We start from the raw sequence: 21510 nt of genomic DNA, 5'->3' as shown, positions 1-21510 counted from the left end.
TTACTCCAAAACGATCCAGTCAGATACAGGTACCATTTGCCCCTTGCTTGCGTCAGCCTGATAAATACGGCCAACAGGTATAGAGTTGCCACTAATGGTGATAGGGACACCGATAAGACCTCCTGTATCAAAATCCTTAATGGTATTCAGTGCCGCTTTCATATTTTCTGCCGTTAATTCTTTACCTTCGGCTAACACACGACGGGCTGATTCGGTATAAAGCATGGCAGATAAAAAGCCTTGTATATAGGGTACGTTTTGATACTCAGGGCGCATTTCACGAATCTTTTCCAACATGGGCGCAGGTGCAGACTCGTCATAGTAGTAACGGTATGGCATAACCCCCATAAATCCGTCTCCAACATCGCCCATTTGCATAACGGTAGAATTATCCATGGTCCAGAACGTACCCATGAATTTTGTATCCAAACCCATTTTTCGAGCCTGTTCAATAAACTCTGGAATGGGTGCCAGGATATAACCGTGGAAAATGGTGTAGTCTGGTTTGGCACGACGCATTTTTGCCGTTTCCGTGGATACATCGACACTACCGGGAGGTGTCATCAGTTCTAGCGCCACTTTCAAGCCAAGTTCTTCTGCCACCTTGCGGCTGGCTTCAATCGGGTCACGACCAAACTCCGTATCTGAATATACAAAGGCAACCTTGGCACCTGGTTTTTCCTGGGCGATATAGCGCAGCAAAATACTAAACATTTCGGTATAGTCCGGGCCCGCTAAAAATTGGTATGGGTATTTTTCCGGGTCATTAAGTTCAGTGGCAAATGAGGCCCCGGACATTAATATGGAATCCATACGATTTAATTCAGGGTTAATTGTTTTACTGAAACCCGTCGAGTCGCCGTAATAAAAATCAACTTTATTCTGGCTGGTTATTTTTTTAAATGCCGCTACAGAGACATCCACTTTATAACCGCTGTCCTCTGGCACATATCTAAGCTTGTATCCCTCGATGCCCCCCGAATCATTGATAATTTTTACGTAATCCTGTATACCCGCGTGAATACCTATACCAGCGAAGGAGAACACGCCACTCATTGGTATAGAACCGCCGATTACAATTTCTTTATCATTGGCTTGGGCAATACCAGCCACTCCTAACAGGCTGGCAACAACAGAACCTGCAAGCCAGTTTTTCATAGTTTTAATTTTCATGATGTCTCCTGCTGTTATAACGTTTATGATTTAAAAGGCCATAAGTGAAAAAAACGTCGTATCCGCTGCCAGATTTCCTGAAGACCCAGCGGCTCTAAAATTAAAAACCCAATAATTAAAAGACCAAATACGATCGTACGTACGGGCGATAAAATAAGGGTTGCATCTGCCGAGACCGGCAACCATCCTACGATGAGCTTGAGAGCCTCGGGTATCATCGTCACAAAAACAGCCCCCAGAATACTTCCCAGGATAGAACCCATACCTCCCACAATAATGGCGGTTAAAAAGAAGATGGACATACTTAAAGGAAAACTCTCGGGAGTCACGATACGAAAGAAATACGCCCATAAGCCACCTGCCACACCCGCATAGAAAGAAGACAGGCCAAATGACAAAAGCTTATAACGTAACAATGGTATGCCAAGCACCTCTGCTGAAATATCACGATCACGAATCGCGATAAATGCCCTGCCGATGCGTGTACGAAACAGGTTCGCCGCACCCAATAACATAATCACCATAACGGGCACCACCATCCAATAAAACAGGAAAGAGGTGTCCAGAGAAAAACCAAACAGCACCGGCGGCGCTACCGTAAGACCTGCCGTCCCCCCCGTGACAGAACTCCAATTGGCAAAAATAAAATGCAATATCATGGACGCAGCAATCGTCGCAATGGCAAGGTAAAGGCCTTTTACCCTTAACGATGGAATGCCAACCACAAACCCGCCCAACATCGTGATGCCACCTGCCATCAATAAATTAAAGATAACAGGTGTACCAAGATGGTTATCCATATAGGCAACCGCATACGCACCAATACCCATAAACGCCGCCTGACCCAGACTGACCAGGCCTGTGTAGCCAGTAAGGATATTCAGACCCGTGGCACTAACGATATTAATCATCACCAAACACGCGAGGTATAGCCAATACTCATTGGCAATGAAGGGAAATGCAACCAGGCTGCAAGCCAATACTGACAACCACGCATATTGTGTACGACTGTCAAATAAAGCTTCGTCATGTTTATAACTAAATTTTGCCGTTCCTATACGCATTACAACCTCTCGATCTCACGGGTACCAAACAGGCCATAAGGTCTGATCATCAGTACAATTATTAGTATCAGGAAAGTGACAACAACTTTGTACTCACCTCCTAAAAAACCACTTGCCCACGCCTCTATAAGCCCGATGGCTATACCAGCGACTAACGCCCCAAGCACACTATCAAGGCCACCCGCAATCACAACCACCAGCACTGACAAACCAAAGATGCCCATAGAAGGTGAGATGCCGCCAATAGCGCCGACAATCACCCCAGCCACGGTCGCAATCATGGCCCCAATAATCCAGGAAAGCGAAAAAACGCGTGGCACATTAATACCCATTGAGTAAGCTGCCCCTTGGTCAAAAGCAGTCGCCCGTAACGCCACACCACCACGCCAAAACCTAAACACAAGTAACCCTAAAGAGATCAGGATGAGGGTCACAAAAAAACCATAAAACACTTTGGACGAAACAAACGCCTCTCCGATAAATATGGCTTCATCGGGCATAATTTGTGGCATACGTCGTTGATCTGACGTCCAAATCAGCTCAACGGCACCCACAAGCACAGAGGCCAAACCCACCGTGATCATAAACGTTGAGATGGGTGATTCTCCCACCATGGGTCTAATCGCCAACCGTTCGATAACCCCACCCGCCAAGCCACTGCCAAGGACGCCAACGATGATTGCCAACCAAATTGGCAGACCGAAACCTGTGGCCAGCCCATAAACCAAATAAGCGCCAACCATCAGCATTTCGCCAATCGCCAGGTTAACCACACCCGTGCTTTTAAAAATAATGACAAAGGCCAAGGCAGTTAGCGCATAAAGGCCCCCAGTACCAAGCCCGCCCAAACTGATTTCTGCAAAAAAGAGCCAATCAAAATCCATTGTTCCACCTAATGTGTGATGGGTTGGAGCAAACGCTGACGCAAATCGGCCACATCGCCCGATCCGAGATAGGCACGTATGACTTCCGGGTTTTGCTGTACTTCTTCAGGTGTGCCATCCGCAATAACCTGACCGAAATTAAGCACAACCACGTGGTCGGATAAATCCATAACCATACCCATATCGTGCTCTACCATTAAAACGGTAATATCCCACTCTTGGCGCACATCTAAAATAAAGCGCGCCATGTCTTCAGTTTCTTCTCGGTTCATACCCGCAACGGGCTCATCCAACATAAGAATCTTGGGCTGGATGGCCAGGGCCCTTGCCATTTCCACGCGTTTTTGTAAACCATAGGACAAAGCTGAAACAGGATGATGCCTTATATGATCAATTTCGAGGAAATCGATGATGCGCTCTTCAACCTCACGGCGCAGCTCTAATTCTTCACGTCTTGCACGACCTACATAAAGGAAAGAATCTAAAACATTGGTGCGTAAATGCGCATGGCGTCCCAACTTGATATTGTCCAATACGGTCATGCCGCGAAACAGGGCAATATTCTGGAAGCTTCGTGCCAAACCTAAACGTGCACGCTCTGGTGCGGGGGTCGAGGTAATGTTCTTACCTTCAAAGAATATTTCACCTGCCTGTGGTTTATAAAAACCGGAAATAGTATTGAACAACGAGGTTTTACCGGCACCATTAGGACCAATCACTGTCGTGATGGTATTTGGTGCAACGTTAAAACCCACATCAGTTAATGCTTTTACGCCGCCAAAAGCGAGCGTAATGTTGCCAAGCGCTAGCAACGGCTTAATAACAGTTTGCTTCACGATGTCTCCTCTCGTAACCGTTATATGTTTTTTAATACCGCCTTATTTTATTTTTTTGTCTGAATTTATTGCTTATCTGAGTAAGTTATGTCATTCATTTTAGGACAGTAATTTATATTTTCAAATGACAGAAAAAGACTAAAACTATGCAAAAGCTGCCACCTTCCAGCCTCCCTATGTGTTTACCCTAAGTATTTTGTATGTAAAATAAATCCAGTCGCCTTGTCGTGTATCCTGTTCTTTATCTACACCATGTTTGCATATCAAGACGTAGAAACTGCATAAATCAAGGTGATAATTCATGGAAGCCCAAACAATTTCAGTCCGTTTTGTTAATGCCTTATTAACAGGGGCATCAAAGCATTCAACATATGATGAAAAATGGATTACCAAAACAGGACTATCTCCCGCCCTTTTGGAGCTCGAAGGAACACGCATAACCATGAGCAAATTCGCTCAACTATACCGTGTTTTGGCAATCGAACTTAACGATGAGACACCAGGTCTTTTCTCACGCCCACTGCGTAATGGAACGCTTAAATATTTATGCATGATTATGCTGGACGCTCCAGATCTTGGTGTGGCGCTTAACAGATTCCGTAATTTTTTTCACTTGGTCAATGACGATGTGGAATACAAAGTCAGGACGTGTCCAAACGGTCTCATTAAAATAGAACTCGAAGAAAAGAATAGTTTAGGACCTACCCGCACATGGGCACTTGAGCTGCTACTGATGCTTGTACAAGGAGTCTCATCCTGGCTCATAGGACGCAAAATACCCTTCGTATCCATCGCCTTGCCCTTTAGCAAACCCAGTCATGCTGCTGAATACGAGCAGATCTATCCTGGTCCGGTAACATTCAATCAAAATGAAACGGCACTGTATATGGATCCTGTTTATTTGCATGAGCCCATTCGTCAAGATCAGTCTGAACTGAATGAATTCATCCGTAACGCACCGCTTAACTGGTTTTATTTTTCACCCAATGACAGACCCTATACCCACCAACTACGTCACTACTTGCAAAACCGGTTACATGAAAACGTAACCATCAATGATGTCGCCCTGATTCAGCATATTTCGCCCCGTACGCTTGCAAGGCATCTTGCCTCTGAAGGCACTACCTTTCAGAAAACCAAGGACAAACTACGACGGGATATCGCCATCGATTTATTAAATAAAACCGATACACCGATTGCCACTATTGGTAATGAGCTGGGCTTTGAGGACCCTGCCGCCTTCAATCGCGCTTTTAAAATGTGGACAGGCAGTACACCTGGCGCCTATCGCAAACAGACCATTTTGTAAATTTAGTCTCTGACTATATATCAACTTACTTGAAAACGCCTTCACTGGAAAAAATGTATTTTCCGACTGATTATCAAGATCAAACCAAACCTTTTCTGGAGATAAAATGGGCACTTTAGACCTTAACAACAATCATCATTCGGATAGTAAAGCACTTCATTTTAGTATTGATGCCGGTATTGCCACCATTACGCTAAACAGGGCAGATCATGGGAATGCGCTCAACCTTGACATGGTTACATTATTTGCTAATGCAGTAAATGAAATTTTGAATACTGCGTCGGTAAGGGCCATTTTACTGACAGGCGCCGGGAAAAATTTTTGTGTGGGCGGTGATATACGTGCATTTATAGAAGAACGGGCAAATCTGCCAGCCTATGTTGATTCGCTCGTTACGCCCTTAAATGATACGATTTTGAAACTAACGGACTCTGGCATTCCTATTGTATCTACCCTGAATGGCGCGGTAGGTGGTGCGGGTATCGGCTTAGCCCTGCTGGCTGATTTTGTACTGGCAGCAGAGTCGATGAAATTGCGTTGTGGCTATACGGCTATTGGATTATCACCCGATGCAGGCAGTTCCTGGTTATTGGCTAATCGTGTGGGTGTATATAAAGCCAAACAATTGTTTATCTCAAACGCAACCCTGGATGCTCAAATATGCTTACGTCTGGGAGTCGTTGATGAAATATACCCAGACTCTGAATTAATGACACAAGCGCATGCTTTGCTCAAGATGCTACAAAGCGGTCCTTCAAAAGCCATCTCAAGGGTAAAGCGCTTATTCGATCACACTTTTGCCCAAAGAACCTTAGAAAATCATTTGGCACAGGAACGTCGCTTCATTGTTGAGAGTGCGGGTGAGGAGGATGTACAAGAAGGTATTCTTGCTTTCACACAAAAACGCAAAGCGTCTTTTTCCTGATCGTTGACTGTGACATGAGATTTTAAGCCTTATCCATGAGAAGCAATGATGGAGAGCAGCATCTGCGCCAGAGACACTAAAAAGCCCTTGAAATAAATTCAAGGGCTTTTTTTATGCTATAAATTACCATCCAACAGCGTTCCTGGACGATGTGGTGCTCCGATAACATGATGTAGTCTCAAGCAAAGGAAAAACATGAGTAAGAAAAATACGCCCGATCCGGACGAAGTGGCACTCATTGAATGGTGCATTGAAGTGGAAGGCTTTTTGGTAAAAGCAGGCGCAACCCTGCGCGAGGCGCAGGACTACATCGAAGAGAATGCCGAGTGGTTTACAGACCAATTCTACGAGGGATTGACGCCAGAAGAAGCGGCCAAGGAAGCACTGAATTAAATTGGCTCAATCAATTCAATTAAATACTCATCCGGGTCAAACACAAAGGCAATAATACGTTGCCCATGATTCATTTGTTTAGGCGGGGTCTTGATTCTGACGCCGGACTCAGCCAGTTTTTCCACGGCCTTATGAATATCATTCACCATCAATGCCAGGTGCCCAAAAGCCTGACCCTTTTCATAAGGCTCTTGCTGGTCCCAGTTATACGTCAACTCAAGACTGGACTCGGTATTCTCATTAAAACTTAAAAAAACATTGGTGAATCTGCCCGATTCATAGTCGGTATGGCGCAGCACTTTCATCCCAAGAATATCCCGATAAAACGCCAGCGATTTTTCCAAGTCCAACACACGCAACATGACATGATCCAGGCCAAATTGAATTTCAGATGTGCTCATGACTAAAAGTATGTAATTGAAAAAGGCAATGTAGCAAAAAAATCAATTTCCAATCATGACCTTTTATCAATCATTAATGAGAAAAACTCAATTTGCAGATAATGGGTAAGTCATAAGACCTGGCGTAATATTTTGAATAAACAAAGGTACGCAAGGGTTGGCATTGGCTTGCTGCCACATGATACTAATATACGATTGCGGATATTGTCCCGATAAAGCCAGATCAATAGCCACCAAATCCCGATGCACATATTTACGCAATGACTGCGACAAAATGGCAATCCCCATATGGGCCGCCACCAGACTCATGATGCCGGTAATCGTGCTCGCTTCCTGAACAATATTAGGGTGAAATCCGGCATGACGGCATAGAGAATAAAAATAACGCCGCCAAACCTGCCAATGGTTTTTAGAACCCACCACAAAACGTTCATTGGCAAGGTCTGCCAACGAAATGACTTTACGCTCTGCCAAAGGGTGATCTTTCTGCAATAGCACAACGGGATCATCCTGAAATATCGGTTTCCACTGCACGCCCAGCTCTTCGGAGTCATCGGAAAATGCAAATCCAAACCCCAAATCAAGGCTGCCCTGTTGCAGGCCCTGGATTTGCTCTTGGGTTGGCATGTAAAGAAGATCTGTTGTGATGCTAGGGTATTGCCGCCTGAAATGCTCCAGCGTATTGGGTAAGACATCCTGAATCGCATAATCATTGTAGGCAATGATTAAATGGCCAATATCACCAAATTTGGCTTTCTGGGCCAGCTCAATAGCCCGCGCCAAATGGATGAAGACATGTTCGGTTTCCTGCAAAAACAGAAAGCCGGCCGCAGTCAGCTTGACTTGGCGGGTACTGCGCTCGAACAGCTCTACCTGCAAAGCCTCTTCAAGCGACTTAATTATGCGCGTCAAACCTGGTTGGGTTATATGCAGAAGCTCTGCCGCTTTTTTAAAATGCAATTGCTCGGCAACCATTTTAAAAGCACGTAAGTGATGTAGGTCAAAGCGGACAGGACTCATGACTCGTCTCAATTTTTATCATTAATAACATTTCGATCAATAATACAGTGCCAATAGTGAATAGACAAACTATTAGTACAGTATTAGTTTACTGTTTATGCGTAATCAGGCATGTAAACAAAAACTTTTTAATTGATTAATACACACTCAAAAAAAAGGAGACATCTATTTTTGTTCCAATCGTTTAGTATTCACTATTCGATTTTTTGATCGATACATTTTACATAAGTAAAACCATCTACAGATAAACAATAAAAACAAATTCCCCACAGGGATTTATTTTGAACACAAAAATTGCTATTTTGAGGAGACACAAGCATGCAACAGCAAGCAACTGCGGCAGCATCGGCACATACCGATACCAGCCATATTAAAAAGGTCATGATGGGTTCAGCGGCTGGCACTGTCGTTGAATGGTTTGACTTTGCCTTGTTCGGCTACATGGCCGTTTACATCGCACAAAATTTCTTCCCTACCGAAGACAAGATGGCTGGCCTGCTAGCCACTTTTGCGGTGTTTTTAGTATCGTTCATTGTTCGGCCACTGGGCGGTATTTATTTTGGCAAATTGGGCGACAAACTGGGACGCAAAAAAATTCTGGCTTTAACCGTGTTGCTCATGTCTGGTTCAACTGCCGCAATTGGCCTTATCCCCAACTATGAAAGCATTGGTATCTGGGCACCTATTTTGCTGGTGATCATTCGCTGCATCCAGGGCCTGTCAGCAGGTGGTGAATATACCGGCGCAACTATTTATACCGTTGAACACAGTCCAATGAACAAACGCAACTCTTATGCCTGGGCGATGTCTGCCGCGACATATTTCGCCTTTGCCTTGGCTGCTGGTGTCTGTGCCGGGTTGGTAGCGATCATTGGTACTGAAGCCATGGGTGACTGGGGCTGGCGTACCATCTTCCTGCTGGCTGTACCCATGGGCGTAGTTGCTTTCTTCATTCGTGATCATTTATCTGAGTCACCCGAATTCCAGCAAATGCGTGCCGAGAAAAAAGGTCAAGTCAGCTATACTGCCGGACAGGTATTCAAGGCCGAGGGCCGCAATATTGTGAAACTGGGTGGCTTCGTCGTACTTTATGCGCTGTCGTTCTATATTTTTTCAACCTACATGAATACCTTCCTGCGTACCGTGATTGGCCTGACACCAGCACAATCATTAACCGCCAGTATGGTTGCCCTGTTATTTGTAACTGCCCTTACACCGATTGCCGGCATCATTTCCGACAAAATTGGCCGTCGTAAAATGATGCAGTTTGCCGCAATCTGGCACGCCCTGTTTACCATTCCCGCCTATATGGTTGTTAATAATGGTGCCTCATTGGAAGCCGCTATTGCCGGCATGCTGATTATTGGTATTGGCCAGGTTGCTGCCAGTGTAGTGGCTGCTACATTGCTGTCAGAAATGTTCCCGACCGACATGCGCTATACCGCCTCGAGCATGTGCTACAACATTACCTTTGCCATTTTTGGCGGTACTGCCCCTTATCTGGCCATTTGGCTGACAACACAAACGGGCAGTTATCTGGCCCCGGCATTTTACGTCACCATTGTTGCTGCGATCTGTTTCTTCTGGGTAACCATATTAATGCCAGAAACCGCCAACAAACCTTTGCGTCGCTACCATACTGAACCAGAACCTGATACCAAACCGGCCATCAACCTGGGTAAAGTGAATGTCAGCTAATTAGATAAACAAACCCCCGTATATTTTCTTGAAACTTTATCAGCCCTGTTTTTCAGGGCTGTTTTTTTATTGTCAGAATCCACTTGGCAAAAAAGTCCACATCCAGCCCCCCAACGCCAACAAGAATCAATGATTTAATTGATTCATATTAAAAACAATAGAAACAAATCAAACGCTTAACATTACAAAAGCGTCTTTTCATGCTATTTTCGATAAAATAGAGTCCTGCCTGATTATTAATTCAAGCTTGCCCTCCTTCCCTGCCTGACAAAAACAGGAAGATGGGCTTTATTGCAAAAAAGACAAGCATCATGACCACCATAAACCTGACTGACGTAACGGTAAGCAGCAATCACGCTTCACGCGCTGAAGGGTGGGTGAACGTTCATTTCAGCAATGGCAACAGCATCATCGCCGTCTGCCCCGAAGGCAATGACAACTGGGCCAAAGGCACCAAACGCATCTGCAACACCAGCGATGAACAGGATCTGCAAACCATTCCGGTTAACAGTCTATTGCTACAGGCTGCGAATAACGGAAAATATGTCATTCTAGAGGCTGATTTACCCCTATCGGCCACCCCCATGACGCATGCCAGGCCAGCCAATGAAAACGTTTACATGGCCCTGCCACATAAACAGCAAAATGTTTTCAGTGCCGATTTCTTATCTATTGTGTGTATTATTATTGCCGCATTGTATGGGCTGAAATGGCTGGTTGAAAAATACGTCTTGCCTCGCCTGTAACCCTGGTTTGGCAGCCGGCCTTGCCAAACACCAAGTTTCGTTTTAGTAACCCTGCGACCCATAAAAAAACGTCCTGTAAAAACAGGACGTTCAAATTTCAAATAGCCAGTAAAAAAATTACGCACTAACGGCTTCCTGGCTTCTTAAAAACAACTGCTGCAATTGCCTGGCCTGCATAAGCAGTCGGTCATCCTGATGAGGCTTACCAATCAATTGCAAGCCCATCGGCAATTTCTGGTAGTAACCCAAAGGTAAAGCTACCACCGGCAAGCCGGCAAGCTGCCAGGCCCGGCTCATGAATGGCGCACCCGTCCCTTCGTCTTTAGCTGGGGCCACTCCTGATGCCGCAGGCGCCATAATGAAATCGGCGCCCTGCTGCTCAAACCAGCGCAACAGTGCCTGTTTCAAGTTATCGGTTTTTTCCAGGGCAGCAATATAATCGTGATAGGGCAAAGCCAAACCACTTGCAACCAATGCCTGCATATGACTGCCTAAAGTCTCAAACTGCTGCTCATACACCAGATTACGGGCCACCTCATAGGCCATGATTTGTCCATGCAAGACAGTTAACTCAGCCACTGTTTCCTGCAAGGGAAAATCGACATGATGGTAGCCCTGCCCGCCCAATGCCTGCTGACAGCCCGCCAGTGTTTCAAGCATTTTATCTTCGATGGGGCCCAACACCTCACCGGAAAACACGCCAAAAACACAAGCCAAGCCACTGGCCTGAGGCATCGGCTCCAAAGACTTGTGCAGTAATATATTACGTACCAGAATGGTATCAAGTACATCATTGCTGAGGATGCCGAGAGAGTCCAGGGACTGTGCCAAAGGCTGGATATTACGCAGGGAAAACTCATTCTTACTGCCCACATATCCCACGCAACCACAATAGGATGCCGGCCTGATAACCGAAGCAGCCGTTTGGGTACCGAAGGCAATCGGCACCATGTAATCAGCCACTGCTGCGGCCGAACCACTGGAAGAGCCACCCGGTGTACGCGCTGGATCGTGTGGATTATTGGTTTTACCCGCCTGAAAATAGGCAAATTCGGTAGTGACCGTTTTACCCATTAAAATGCCACCGGCCGCTTTCATGGCGGTTACGCATGAAGCGTCCATATCGGGAATACGATCCTGGTGAATCACCGAACCCATGGTGGTGGGTATATCCGCTGTGTCAATCACATCCTTGACTGCAAAGGGCAAACCTTTCAAGGGTGAAGCATCGTAAAATGCACGGCGGCTTTCATATTCAGCCAGATAATCGTCTTGCTCAATCAGGTATTGCCAGGCCCCCACTTGCTGGTCACGTTTAGCGATGCGCTCGTAAAAAGACGCCACCACTTCCGGCAAGGTGGCTTCACCCGCATTCAAGGCCTGCAACAATTGATGCAGAGGCAATTTAAACCATTGTCGTTTCATCTTGCCACTCCTTCAACGCTTGCAATAATGCGGCATCTACCGTGGCAACCCCACCACCAATGCGTCCATGCTGACCCCTACCATCAATCATGCCCAGCAACACCAATGGCCCGGTATTGCTTTCAATCACACTATTGAAATCAGTGATACCGGCACGCCCCCCCAGAAAGGGCAAACGGGTTTTCAGGAAACGGCTTTGGCGCGTGAGATAGTCTTCCGGCAAAAAGCCCAGCAGGTTTTTGGCGCTTGAACTGGCCAGATCCAGGCATTGTCCGCCCAGGCCCACAAAATCCACGACTGCACTGTCACCCAGCGTACCTAACGCCTGTACGTGCTCTTTACCTGCCTCTTTATTACCCTGAATAGCAGGTGCGTCAACCACCTGCCAGTTATCCGAGCTGGCCAGCTGCAAACCAAACCTCAGGCCATTACCCCCTGCTTTCACAATCGGATCAACGCCTTCAGGCAGTTGCTGGGTCGACAAAATCAGGGCACTGGCGGCCATCCAATAATTCAGTGCCCACGCCATCGCGCCATACAAAAAGGTCTTGCTTGGCTCATCATTAATGCCCCATGAGACAATAATATCAGCCAGCAAGCGGGATGCATGCATGGTACGGGCATGACCGTCATCACCATTAAGCAAAGAGGCCTGCAACACGGGTGCCAGATCAACCTTGCCCCCAAAACCAGCCGCCATCCTGGCACCCAGGTCCTGATGCAACCAGCGCAGGTGTGGCACCATTTCTTCGCCATCAATCCCCAAACGCGTACACCAAACCATCCCCTCATTCAGCACCGAGTATTTTTTGTTTTCGGGCTGATTGCCATCACTGACTTCAATCATATACATGGAAGGCGTCACAACACCGGCCAGTGGTACAACCACGTCATAGTCCTGTGCAGGCGCCAGCTGTACGCCCCCTTCATCCAGGAGTGCCCGTGCTGCCGCTTTATCAGGCGCCCAGCCTTCATATTGAATCCCGATCAGGACTGAATTAAGAATGGCTTGCGGCAACTCGGAAACGTCACGAAAAGGAGGTCCGGCATGTAAAACCAGACGCGTTTGCTGTGGCAAAACCTGTTTTAATTGCTTAACCCCAGTCCAGAATGGCATGACCGTTTGTGACATGCCGTGATTAACATGCTGAACCATATTTCACCCCTTATGCCACACGAACCCAGGTTTCACTATTGGCCAGACTGGCCGATTGCGCACGCGTACCATTAAAGTCGCGCTCAATCGTATTGCCCGGCAAAGGCACCCCATTGACCACCACCCGGGCACGTTGTGCCGGATGAAACACGCACATCATTTCATGCTTCTGGGTTTGGGTCTGGCTCTGCGGCAAATCAACACAGATTGCAGGCTGTGTCATCTGGTGCCATTCCATCTCGACTTTGACCCCGGAGCGGGCAGACTCCACCGACTCCACCACTATTTCAGGAAAACGGTTAACCGTCTGGAAGACGCCATCTTCTATGATGGTCAGTTTGTCCAGTGCCACCGCCTTGCGGAACAGGCCAAAGTAACGTACAAAATCACGCACCAGATAATCGGCCAGCGGTTTATTATTCGTAATAAGCAGGCGGGTTTCATCACCACTGCCTTCTTCATAAGGATTATCCAAGACCAAAATAGCCTGGCCACTGCCATGCGCCGAGCTTGCAATACGGAAGTAAAGTGACAAGGAAGACCACTCCTGATCAGGATCGGTTTTCAAATAAATAAACGGGTTATCGCCAGTCCAGTCCAAAGTACCTGTTTTAATGCCGGTCATGATAAATCTCCTTCCTTTTTAATAGATTAAACTTGAACTGTTAGGCCGTGGCTTCTGCCACCGCATAGGCCTGACGTAATTGATTGAAATCGGTGCTGGGTTGCCAGCCCAATATTTCCTTGGCTGCATGGCTACTGAAAATGGACGCGCGCGGATTATTCTGATACCAGCGCGGGTTTTTAATTTCCGGGACCCGGCCAATGATATTTTCATACCACTCGGTCGTAGGCAAGGAATGCGAGGTATCATCGGCGCTAATGAAAAACACACCGTAACGCAAACCCTGCAAATTGACGGCCGCTTCAAAGGCACGCGCCAGATCCGCCGCCCAAATATAGTAGAACAGCCAGTTGCGGTCTTTGGCATCAACAAACTTGATGTACTCTTCAATGGTTTCCGGCAAAACCACCGCCAGTGGACGCAAACAAATAATCTCCATATCGGTCGCATCACTAAAGCTTTTTGCCATCTGCTCCATCACGATTTTGCTCACGCTGTAAGCCTGATAGGGCTTGTTTTCATGGGCTTCGTCTACAGGCAGGTATTGCGGCTTCCAGTCGGCGCGCATCTCGGACAAACCGCAGGCAGAAATGCTTGAGCACAGCACCACTTTTTTAACGCCATTGTCGCGGCAGGCCTGCAAAACATGCCAGGTACCACGCACATTGACATTAATGTATTGTTCTTCAGCCGCCTTCCAGTCAAAATCAATCGCTGCCAGGTGAATGACCGCATCCGCATCTTTGGTTGCGGCCCGTACCGCTTCCAGATCCATCACATCCGTTTCTATAAATTCCACGGCATGCTGGCTGGGCTTCAAGTCTGCCACCACCACTTGCATGGTTTTCATCAACTGCTGCACCACATACGAGCCCACACGACCCGAACCGCCTGTTACTACGACTTTCTTCATTATTCCTGCTCCTGTTTATTGTTATAAATCCAACACCAGCTCTGCCGATCTGGCCCGTGACACGCAAATCATCATGGTTTCGCTCAATTCCCGTTCCTCTTCCGAGAGCACAAAATCCCTGTGCTCGGGTTGGCCGGCAAGCACGACGGTTTCACAAGTACCGCAGGTGCCATTCTGGCATGAGCATTTCACTTTGATTCCTTCTCGCTTGAGGGCGGACAGAATGGTTTCATCACTGCCAACCGTGATGCTTTTGCCCGACTTTTGCAAGGTCACGGTAAAACTGTTACCTGTCAGGGTGCTTGCATCGGCCTCAACGGCAAAACGCTCCAGCACCAATTTCCAGCCAATCTGTGCCTGCTCCTGCTGATATTGCTCCAGGGCGTTCAGCAAACCCTGCGGCCCGCATGAATACACGGTGGTCTGCCCATCAAGTGCCAGCAAGGTTTTCTGCAAGTCAAACTGACCATCCAGATCAGAGGCGTGGGCTTTAATTCGTGAACCGTCCAGTTGCTGCAAATCCTCAAGAAAAATAAAATCACTGGGGTTTCTTGCCAGATATAACAGCTGCCAGTCAAGGCCAGCCGCAGCTGCGGCCTTCACCATAGGCACGATGGGCGTGATCCCAATGCCACCTGCAATGAAAAAACATTTTTCATTCGCAGCAAACGGAAAGTGATTTTTCGGGACACTGACCGGTAATAAATCACCTTCCTGCAGTACATCATGTATGAAAACCGATCCGCCACGACTGGCCTCATCTTTCAACACCGCTATTTGCCATTCGTGCGTATTGTCCTGATGGCCACAAAGCGAATATTGACGATACAAGGGTTCTGTCTGCGATGCGGCCAGTTCCAATTCAATATGTGCCCCCGGTTCCCATGAAGGCAAAGCGGCACCATTATCCAGACCAAGGGTCAAACCCACCACCCGTTCGGACAACATGGTTTTTTTCAATACGCGTGTTTGCAAAATTTGCTGCATTCTGTCACCTCTTGGTTTCAAGCAACCGCTTTGATAGGTAATACACGGTGCTCTTCTTCCACACGGCGGTCTTCGGCACGGTACTGATCAATCAGCCAGTTTTGCAACCGCTTGATAACCAGCTCTTCATTGGTCAACCGGCCACGAGATGCAAAATTGGACTTCATGCCCATATGTGAACGACGCCATGCAAACAGGTCCTCGATCATCACCGGATAGAGATCACCATGCTCTTTATCAAATTTTTCCTTGTGATCTTCACGCTCCAGGGTAGACTGCGGATACATCCATGAGACACCATAGCTTGATTGATTGGCACTTTTTGGCAACCAGAGGAAATACTTGACTTTGTCAGGCATGGCAACCAACAGCAAATTGGGCGCAACGGTTATATATGACAGTTGTGAGCGCTCTTCATCGGTCAGGGAGGTCATGGGCGGTTGCAAAATCGAGCCGGTGTTCGTAGGCGCTGCATCTTTATGGCTGGAAATCAGGTTATAGGAAACAATGCCATTAGGCAGGTCATTGAACGCTACACTCTCATCAACCCGGTCCGGGCTAGTTTCATACATGGCGCCCCAGGAAGATGCATGCAGGAAGCTGCAGTGATAGCATTCATCATTGAAAATTTTCCAGTTCCAGTCAAACGTCTCCATTTTCAATGGTTCTGAAGATTTCAGTTCGGCCATGCGGTAATTGGACAGTTGCTGGCCAAGATTAGTCAAACGGGTATGCAAGTCAGGTGCCAAGGCATCATAGTTAATAAAAATAAAACCTTCCCAGATCTCGGTGCGGATTTTTGGCAGACAAACACTCTTTGGATCGAAATCAGCACCTGAATCGGTCAGGCCGGGCGCAGATACCAGTTCACCTTCCATGTTATATACCCAGGCATGTAACGGACAACTAATCCGTCGAACATTACCCGCCCCTTCAAGCAAGAGCATATTACGATGACGGCAGACATTTGACAGCACATTAATCTTGCCTTCACGGGTGCGGATGGCAAACAGAGCATCATCCCCGACTTCAAAGGTAAAAAAGTCGCCGGAATTGGGGATATCACTGGCGCGTCCTATACAGAACCACTGCTTTTTCCATACGGCATTCAGCTCAAACTGGAAAAATTCTTCAGAGGTGAAGCATGCGGGTGGCAAGGCATAAACCTCATCGGTCTCATGCTGGAAATAACTTTGATCAAATTCTTGAATCTCAATGGGTGAACGTACGGCTGTATTCATCTATGTGTCTCCTTTAAACTTATGTAAACACCGTTAAGGGCTTGTTATTTGACTGACATCAATCATGCGACATATAGCTTGTCTTGAAAATTGAGCAAATTTGATGGATAGATGAGTTTTTTTTAAAGGCAAGTACTTTTCCCTGTGCCAAGCCTGTACCGTCTTGCGCCGGAAGTTTGATCGTTAGCCCCCGGGAAAGAACCCGCTGGCAAAACAAAAACGCCTGCAAACTTGCAGGCGCATGGTCAAGCTTAAAAGCATGGATGGCTATTTTTACGTAATCGCAATCGAGGCAACCCAATCGATAAAATCCTGTTCCTGGCGACTTAAATTAGCCTCTTTGGGATACGCCAGAAAATAAGCATATTCATCTAAATAAATATCGAACAATTGGATTATTTCTTTTTTCTCTATTAAGGGTCGCAACAAGACCGGACAGCCCAGCATCACTCCCTGGCCGTTTAACACCGCATTCATGCGAACATTCGTGTCGTCAATATGAAAACCCTTAACCGCAGTCATTTCCTGCCCGGTTGCTTTAAAAAGCCATTGCTGCCAACCCAGATGGTTTTCTTCATGAATCAGGATATGCTGGTTTAAATCCACGGCAGATTTAATAACTCCGTGCTCCTGCAAATACGATGGGGAACAAACAGGCGTCAGATTACCGGGAATAATCCGCAAAGTATTCAAATGCGGCCAATCACCCTGCTTGCCCCATAAAATGGCAAAATTAATGTTGTCCCGAAAAAAATCCGGTGCCTGCAAGTTATGTATCAGATTAATTTCTATATCTGGGTGCTTTGACCACAAATTACCCAATTGCCGGGTGAACCACATACTTGAGACAAATGGCCGCAAAGACAAATTGATACGGCTTTTACCATGCGGCATGCGTAACTCGCTTAATGCCTGGTTTATTTCATAAAAAGGTCGTTGCAAACGGTTGAATAAAAACAGGCCTTTATCAGTCAACTCCAAGGAACGGTTTTTACGCAAGAAAAGCTTGCACCCCAAATACTCTTCAAGGATTTTAATTTGATGGCTGATCGCTGAAGGCGAAACCAGCAAATCTTCTGCCGCCTTGGTAAAGTTCAACCTTTGTGCTGATACGGTAAAAGTTTTTAAAGCGTTTAATAAGGGTACCTGCATGGCCAACGATGTCTCCTGATGTTTCTTCTGTCTTAAAAAAATTAACGCTTATCTTCGCAACAGAATATAACCGACAATTCCTGCTGTTAGCACAAACCCACACACCAGGAAAACCGAGGCAAATACATCCATGCCATTGATCGGCAAAATATCATGCGCATTTCCTGAAATGGACTGCATGAATGACACCCCTAAAAAGAATGCGCTATTCCCCAAAGCCAGGGCCCTGCCTTGCATTTCCTTGGGGTAAATATCGCGGATATCAGCCACTTGCCAAACACTGCAACTGTTAACAATCGCAATAACAATGGTACAGGCCACACTAAGCCACAACGAGGTGCTGAATGCCAGCACAATAAAACCTATCACCATGATCCACGGCACAAAGCATAAGAACCGATAGCGATTTCCCGTACCGGGATCAAGGCGCCCGAAAAGCGAAGGACTGAACAGGGAAAGGATTGAAAGCGCCAGCGCCAGGTTGCCGGCAAACACCAGGCTTTGTCCAAAACGCTCTACCAGCAAGGGCCCTAGCCACAGTCCACGCAGGGTAAGAAAAGCGGCATAACAGACAAACAGCAAGGAAAGAATACCCCAGGTTTGCCGCATTTTGAACAGCACTTTATAGCCGGAAACGGCCTGCAGGGCATTTAGCAGCTTTTGCCGTAGACTCAATGAAAAATCAATCGAATCGTCAATATCCTTAACGGTAAAATAAATCAGCAGCCACGACAGGAAGCTGCCTGCCGCCAAAATATAAAAACAGATACGCCAACCAAACGATTCACTAATCATGGCCAGGGGGGTAGACGTAAAAACAAGTCCAATCCCCCCCAAACCCAATGCAATGCCATACATGGAGGCAAATTTCTGGGCCGGAAAACTTCTTGAAATAAGCACAATACACACCAGAAAGGCCGGTGCACACCCCAGACCCAGCAATATCTGGCCAATCAACAACATCGCGGGTGAAGTCGCCAGCCCCGACAACACCGCCCCAATAACGGTAAATGGCGCAAAATACAAAATAGTTCGGCGGATACCGAAACAGTCCACACAAATACCAATAAGCAGTTGCAAACTGCCAAAAGTAACGTGAAACGAACCGACAATATTGCTTAGTGTTTCATTATCAAGTTGGAATTCATTTTTAAGAGGAACTGACAGCACACCGCCAACGGTTCGATATGCCTGGCTCAGGATGAAACCGGTTAACAGGAAAGCCAGCATCAATCTTATTTGTTTCAAGGGAAGGGTTTGCATTATTATTAAATTATTGAATTAAATTTGATACGGCACCCTCATATGGTGTGCCTTGCAATCCCTGTCATTGTATGTGTCACCCGTGTCATTTACAAGAATACCCGGTAAAACAGTTCAATACACCAATATTTGCCCAATTTCCCTGCCAAGCTGAATTCGCCCATATTTTTAAACCTGTTGTATAAACAAAACAAAAAAACAATGCGAATGCAAAAAAACATCATTTTCCACGTTTTCTTCTATTACCCCAATAATTTTCTTGCTTATTCTTTAAAAGTTAGTCATAATACATTTCTTTAGAGATGCGCCCGTAGCTCAGTTGGATTAGAGTACTTGGCTACGAACCAAGGGGTCGTGGGTTCAATTCCTGCCGGGCGCACCAAAATCTTTAAAAACGCGCCCGTAGCTCAGTTGGATTAGAGTACTTGGCTACGAACCAAGGGGTCGTGGGTTCAATTCCTGCCGGGCGCACCAGTATTTCCAAAAAAGCCACTTCATAAGAAGTGGCTTTTTTTATTTCTCCCCGCCCTTCAAATCATCACGCTCAAACTGCCTGCAAAGTATTTAATGCCAGCAAGGTCATGCCATGCTGCCCGTCCGACATAAAGGCACCGGTTTCAATATAGTAGGTATTTCCCATGACCTGCATCCCCTCAACCACGTTATGCCCGACGATCAGGGCACGCACATCCTGTATGGGCGTTGCATCGCGGTCTTTAAAGCGCCGCCTTGACCAACACAATTTTTCTGCCAGTTGCAGCGCACCCTGCTTGCCCGCCTTAAGCAGAAAAACCATGTCATCCCAGGAATCCAGCGGGCACTCAGCATGAACCAGGCCAATTTTTCCTGCCACGGTTTGTACCTCTATGGCCAAAGGCAAGGCGGCAAAAGCCTGTCGAATTCTGGCCCGCTCTTTTTGCGGCTTATCAATTAACCAGGCACCACCAATTCTTAACATCAAATCCATATAATCCGGATCGGATGCCGAGCACATGACGATATCTTCATGATTTCCCTTGATGGCATGAAACCAGGGCTGCTCCAGAAAAGACATAACACGGGAAGATTCGGGGCCACGGTTAACCAGATCGCCCACCGAAAACAGGCGATCTGTTTGTGGATTGAAATTAACCGCCGCCAGTTTTTTTTCCAGCAGGGAATACATGCCGTGAATATCACCAACTGCAAAATCACGGCCAAGCGTATTAAGGGGGAAAGATTTGAATAAAGAGGATTGCATGAAACTTGACGACCGTATTTACATTAACGAAAAGCCCAGGTTCATTTTAATCCTTCGTAGCATCAGGCACCATGACAACCCTGCCATTGACCACACGTATCTCGGCATTGCCATGCTTCAGGCGCAAATTGCGATCCGACCCCATTTGGTGAAGCTGGCGCAACTGTTTTATCCATTCACTCAACCTGGCCTCGGCAGGCATGGCAATATTTTGCAGATCAAGCCAATAACGTAACACATTGGCCTGACGACGCTCTGGCATCTCGCGCCATTTTCCTAGCGAAAAGCTGCAATTATCACTGCCTGCATCCAGCCCTGCATAATCCATTTGCGCCAAATCCTTTAATAGCAAGGCATTTTCTGCCATTAAACGACTGTGACGGGCCAGGTTTTTACGCCAGCCCTGCCAACGCTCATCCAGCGCGGGCACCAGCATTTCCCGTACGGCAGCACGGGTATATTTGGGATCAAGATTGGTAGGATCGTGGACAGCCTGCCAGCCGGTTTCATGGGCAAAGCACTTGGACACATCCAGAATATTCTGGCGACTTACCTCGAGCCAGGGGCGGTAAAAATGCAATTCACCCCTTTGAGTATGTGAACCCATGGCCGCCATACCCTGCACACCAGCCCCTCGTAACAGGCGCAGCAAAACCGTTTCGGTCTGGTCATAAAGATGATGCGCCAGCAAAAAATGCCGGATTCCGGTTCTGGCGGCAAAATCCTCATAGGCCTGATAGCGTGCGTTGCGTGCAGAAGCCTCTATACCCAAGCCTGATGCAGCATCCACACTAACGTATTCAATGCTGCATTCCACACTCAGCCTTTCTGCCAGCGCTTGCGTGTGCAAAACCCATTCATCGGCAATCGCCTGCAAGCCATGATGCACATGCACCGCCTGAACTTTCACCTGGTATTGCGGGGCAATATGGGCAGCATAAACCAGCAACATGGCCGAATCCGGCCCGCCGCTGACTCCCACCGCCACCACCGGTATTTGCCGCCTTTTTGCCATGCGAAAAAAATCATGCAGCGGAGACGATAAAAAAGCGTCTTTAA

At 47.0% G+C, this 21510-nt stretch carries 21 protein-coding genes and 2 tRNA genes; 7 read left to right on the top strand and 16 right to left on the bottom strand.

Annotated features, from left to right (window positions below):
• Genes ACM5Q9_RS06005 through ACM5Q9_RS05990 form a run of 4 tightly spaced genes read right to left on the bottom strand, consistent with a single transcriptional unit; the run spans position 1 to position 3957 of the window.
• Positions 1-1158 carry an ABC transporter substrate-binding protein gene (locus ACM5Q9_RS06005; protein ID WP_418143919.1) on the bottom strand — a complete coding sequence of 386 codons (1158 nt, stop codon included), beginning with the start codon at positions 1156-1158 and terminating at the stop codon, positions 1-3.
• A gap of 38 nt (positions 1159-1196) precedes the next feature.
• Positions 1197-2237 (bottom strand): branched-chain amino acid ABC transporter permease, encoded by a 1041-nt coding sequence (locus ACM5Q9_RS06000; protein WP_418143824.1) that lies wholly within the window; start codon positions 2235-2237, stop codon positions 1197-1199.
• Entirely contained in the window at positions 2237-3121 is an 885-nt protein-coding gene (locus tag ACM5Q9_RS05995) for a branched-chain amino acid ABC transporter permease (protein ID WP_418143823.1), read from the bottom strand. The genes ACM5Q9_RS06000 and ACM5Q9_RS05995 overlap by 1 nt, the downstream gene beginning before the upstream one ends.
• An 8-nt stretch (positions 3122-3129) precedes the next feature.
• Positions 3130-3957: an ABC transporter ATP-binding protein gene (locus tag ACM5Q9_RS05990; RefSeq protein ID WP_418143822.1), complete on the bottom strand. Its 828-nt coding sequence runs from the start codon at positions 3955-3957 to the stop codon at positions 3130-3132.
• 301 nt (positions 3958-4258) lie between these two features.
• On the opposite strand from ACM5Q9_RS05990, the gene ACM5Q9_RS05985 reads away from it, so the two are divergent.
• The 3 genes from ACM5Q9_RS05985 to ACM5Q9_RS05975 all read left to right on the top strand — a co-directional run bounded on the left by ACM5Q9_RS05985 (position 4259) and on the right by ACM5Q9_RS05975 (position 6584).
• On the top strand, positions 4259-5266 hold the full coding sequence (locus tag ACM5Q9_RS05985; protein ID WP_418143821.1) for an AraC family transcriptional regulator: 1008 nt from the start codon (positions 4259-4261) through the stop codon (positions 5264-5266).
• A gap of 106 nt (positions 5267-5372) precedes the next feature.
• Positions 5373-6191 (top strand): enoyl-CoA hydratase/isomerase family protein, encoded by an 819-nt coding sequence (locus ACM5Q9_RS05980; protein WP_418143820.1) that lies wholly within the window; start codon positions 5373-5375, stop codon positions 6189-6191.
• 195 nt (positions 6192-6386) lie between these two features.
• On the top strand, positions 6387-6584 hold the full coding sequence (locus tag ACM5Q9_RS05975; protein ID WP_189384152.1) for a hypothetical protein: 198 nt from the start codon (positions 6387-6389) through the stop codon (positions 6582-6584).
• On the opposite strand, the gene gloA is transcribed toward ACM5Q9_RS05975, so the two are convergent.
• Together gloA and ACM5Q9_RS05965 are read right to left on the bottom strand one after the other, a co-directional pair.
• The gene (gene gloA, locus ACM5Q9_RS05970) at positions 6581-6985 is read right to left on the bottom strand and encodes a lactoylglutathione lyase (protein WP_418143819.1); all 405 of its coding nucleotides are present in this window, start codon (positions 6983-6985) and stop codon (positions 6581-6583) included. The two genes, ACM5Q9_RS05975 and gloA, sit on opposite strands and share 4 nt — an antisense overlap.
• Positions 6986-7072: 87 nt before the next feature.
• The gene (locus ACM5Q9_RS05965) at positions 7073-8005 is read right to left on the bottom strand and encodes a LysR family transcriptional regulator (protein WP_418143818.1); all 933 of its coding nucleotides are present in this window, start codon (positions 8003-8005) and stop codon (positions 7073-7075) included.
• 318 nt (positions 8006-8323) lie between these two features.
• Between ACM5Q9_RS05965 and ACM5Q9_RS05960 the strand changes: the two genes are divergently transcribed.
• On the top strand, positions 8324-9703 hold the full coding sequence (locus ACM5Q9_RS05960; protein ID WP_418143817.1) for an MFS transporter: 1380 nt from the start codon (positions 8324-8326) through the stop codon (positions 9701-9703).
• A gap of 311 nt (positions 9704-10014) precedes the next feature.
• Positions 10015-10449: a hypothetical protein gene (locus ACM5Q9_RS05955; RefSeq protein WP_418143816.1), complete on the top strand. Its 435-nt coding sequence runs from the start codon at positions 10015-10017 to the stop codon at positions 10447-10449.
• A 117-nt stretch (positions 10450-10566) separates the two neighbouring features.
• Here the strand turns inward: ACM5Q9_RS05955 and ACM5Q9_RS05950 are convergent, their stop codons facing one another.
• The 8 genes from ACM5Q9_RS05950 to ACM5Q9_RS05915 form a co-directional block, all read right to left on the bottom strand.
• A complete protein-coding gene (locus tag ACM5Q9_RS05950) occupies positions 10567-11874 on the bottom strand; it encodes an amidase (protein WP_418143815.1) in 1308 nt (435 codons plus the stop codon).
• A complete protein-coding gene (locus ACM5Q9_RS05945; protein ID WP_418143814.1) occupies positions 11855-13030 on the bottom strand; it encodes a DUF1116 domain-containing protein in 1176 nt (391 codons plus the stop codon). The genes ACM5Q9_RS05950 and ACM5Q9_RS05945 overlap by 20 nt, the downstream gene beginning before the upstream one ends.
• Positions 13031-13040: 10 nt before the next feature.
• A complete protein-coding gene (locus ACM5Q9_RS05940) occupies positions 13041-13655 on the bottom strand; it encodes an NAD-dependent dehydratase (RefSeq protein WP_418143813.1) in 615 nt (204 codons plus the stop codon).
• Between the two features lie 40 nt (positions 13656-13695).
• Entirely contained in the window at positions 13696-14568 is an 873-nt protein-coding gene (locus tag ACM5Q9_RS05935; protein WP_418143812.1) for an NAD-dependent epimerase/dehydratase family protein, read from the bottom strand.
• 21 nt (positions 14569-14589) lie between these two features.
• On the bottom strand, positions 14590-15555 hold the full coding sequence (locus tag ACM5Q9_RS05930) for a PDR/VanB family oxidoreductase (protein ID WP_418143811.1): 966 nt from the start codon (positions 15553-15555) through the stop codon (positions 14590-14592).
• A 17-nt stretch (positions 15556-15572) separates the two neighbouring features.
• Positions 15573-16796, bottom strand: coding sequence for an aromatic ring-hydroxylating oxygenase subunit alpha (locus ACM5Q9_RS05925; protein WP_418143810.1), 1224 nt, complete (start codon positions 16794-16796; stop codon positions 15573-15575).
• A 273-nt stretch (positions 16797-17069) separates the two neighbouring features.
• The gene (locus ACM5Q9_RS05920) at positions 17070-17948 is read right to left on the bottom strand and encodes a LysR substrate-binding domain-containing protein (RefSeq protein WP_418143809.1); all 879 of its coding nucleotides are present in this window, start codon (positions 17946-17948) and stop codon (positions 17070-17072) included.
• A 48-nt stretch (positions 17949-17996) separates the two neighbouring features.
• A complete protein-coding gene (locus tag ACM5Q9_RS05915; protein WP_418143808.1) occupies positions 17997-19196 on the bottom strand; it encodes an MFS transporter in 1200 nt (399 codons plus the stop codon).
• 319 nt (positions 19197-19515) lie between these two features.
• Here ACM5Q9_RS05915 and ACM5Q9_RS05910 point away from each other — a divergent pair.
• A tRNA-Arg gene (locus ACM5Q9_RS05910) sits at positions 19516-19593 on the top strand.
• A gap of 14 nt (positions 19594-19607) precedes the next feature.
• Positions 19608-19685 (top strand) — tRNA-Arg (locus ACM5Q9_RS05905).
• Positions 19686-19755: 70 nt separating this feature from the next.
• On the opposite strand, the gene ACM5Q9_RS05900 is transcribed toward ACM5Q9_RS05905, so the two are convergent.
• Together ACM5Q9_RS05900 and tilS are read right to left on the bottom strand one after the other, a co-directional pair.
• A complete protein-coding gene (locus tag ACM5Q9_RS05900) occupies positions 19756-20451 on the bottom strand; it encodes a metallophosphoesterase (RefSeq protein ID WP_418143807.1) in 696 nt (231 codons plus the stop codon).
• A gap of 46 nt (positions 20452-20497) precedes the next feature.
• The gene (tilS, locus tag ACM5Q9_RS05895) at positions 20498-21466 is read right to left on the bottom strand and encodes a tRNA lysidine(34) synthetase TilS (protein ID WP_418143806.1); all 969 of its coding nucleotides are present in this window, start codon (positions 21464-21466) and stop codon (positions 20498-20500) included.
• Positions 21467-21510: the final 44 nt, after the last annotated feature.

The sequence above is a fragment of the Advenella sp. RU8 genome (assembly GCF_048381675.1).
Classification (GTDB): domain Bacteria; phylum Pseudomonadota; class Gammaproteobacteria; order Burkholderiales; family Burkholderiaceae_B; genus Advenella.
This window is presented reverse-complemented; position numbering and strand designations above follow the sequence as displayed.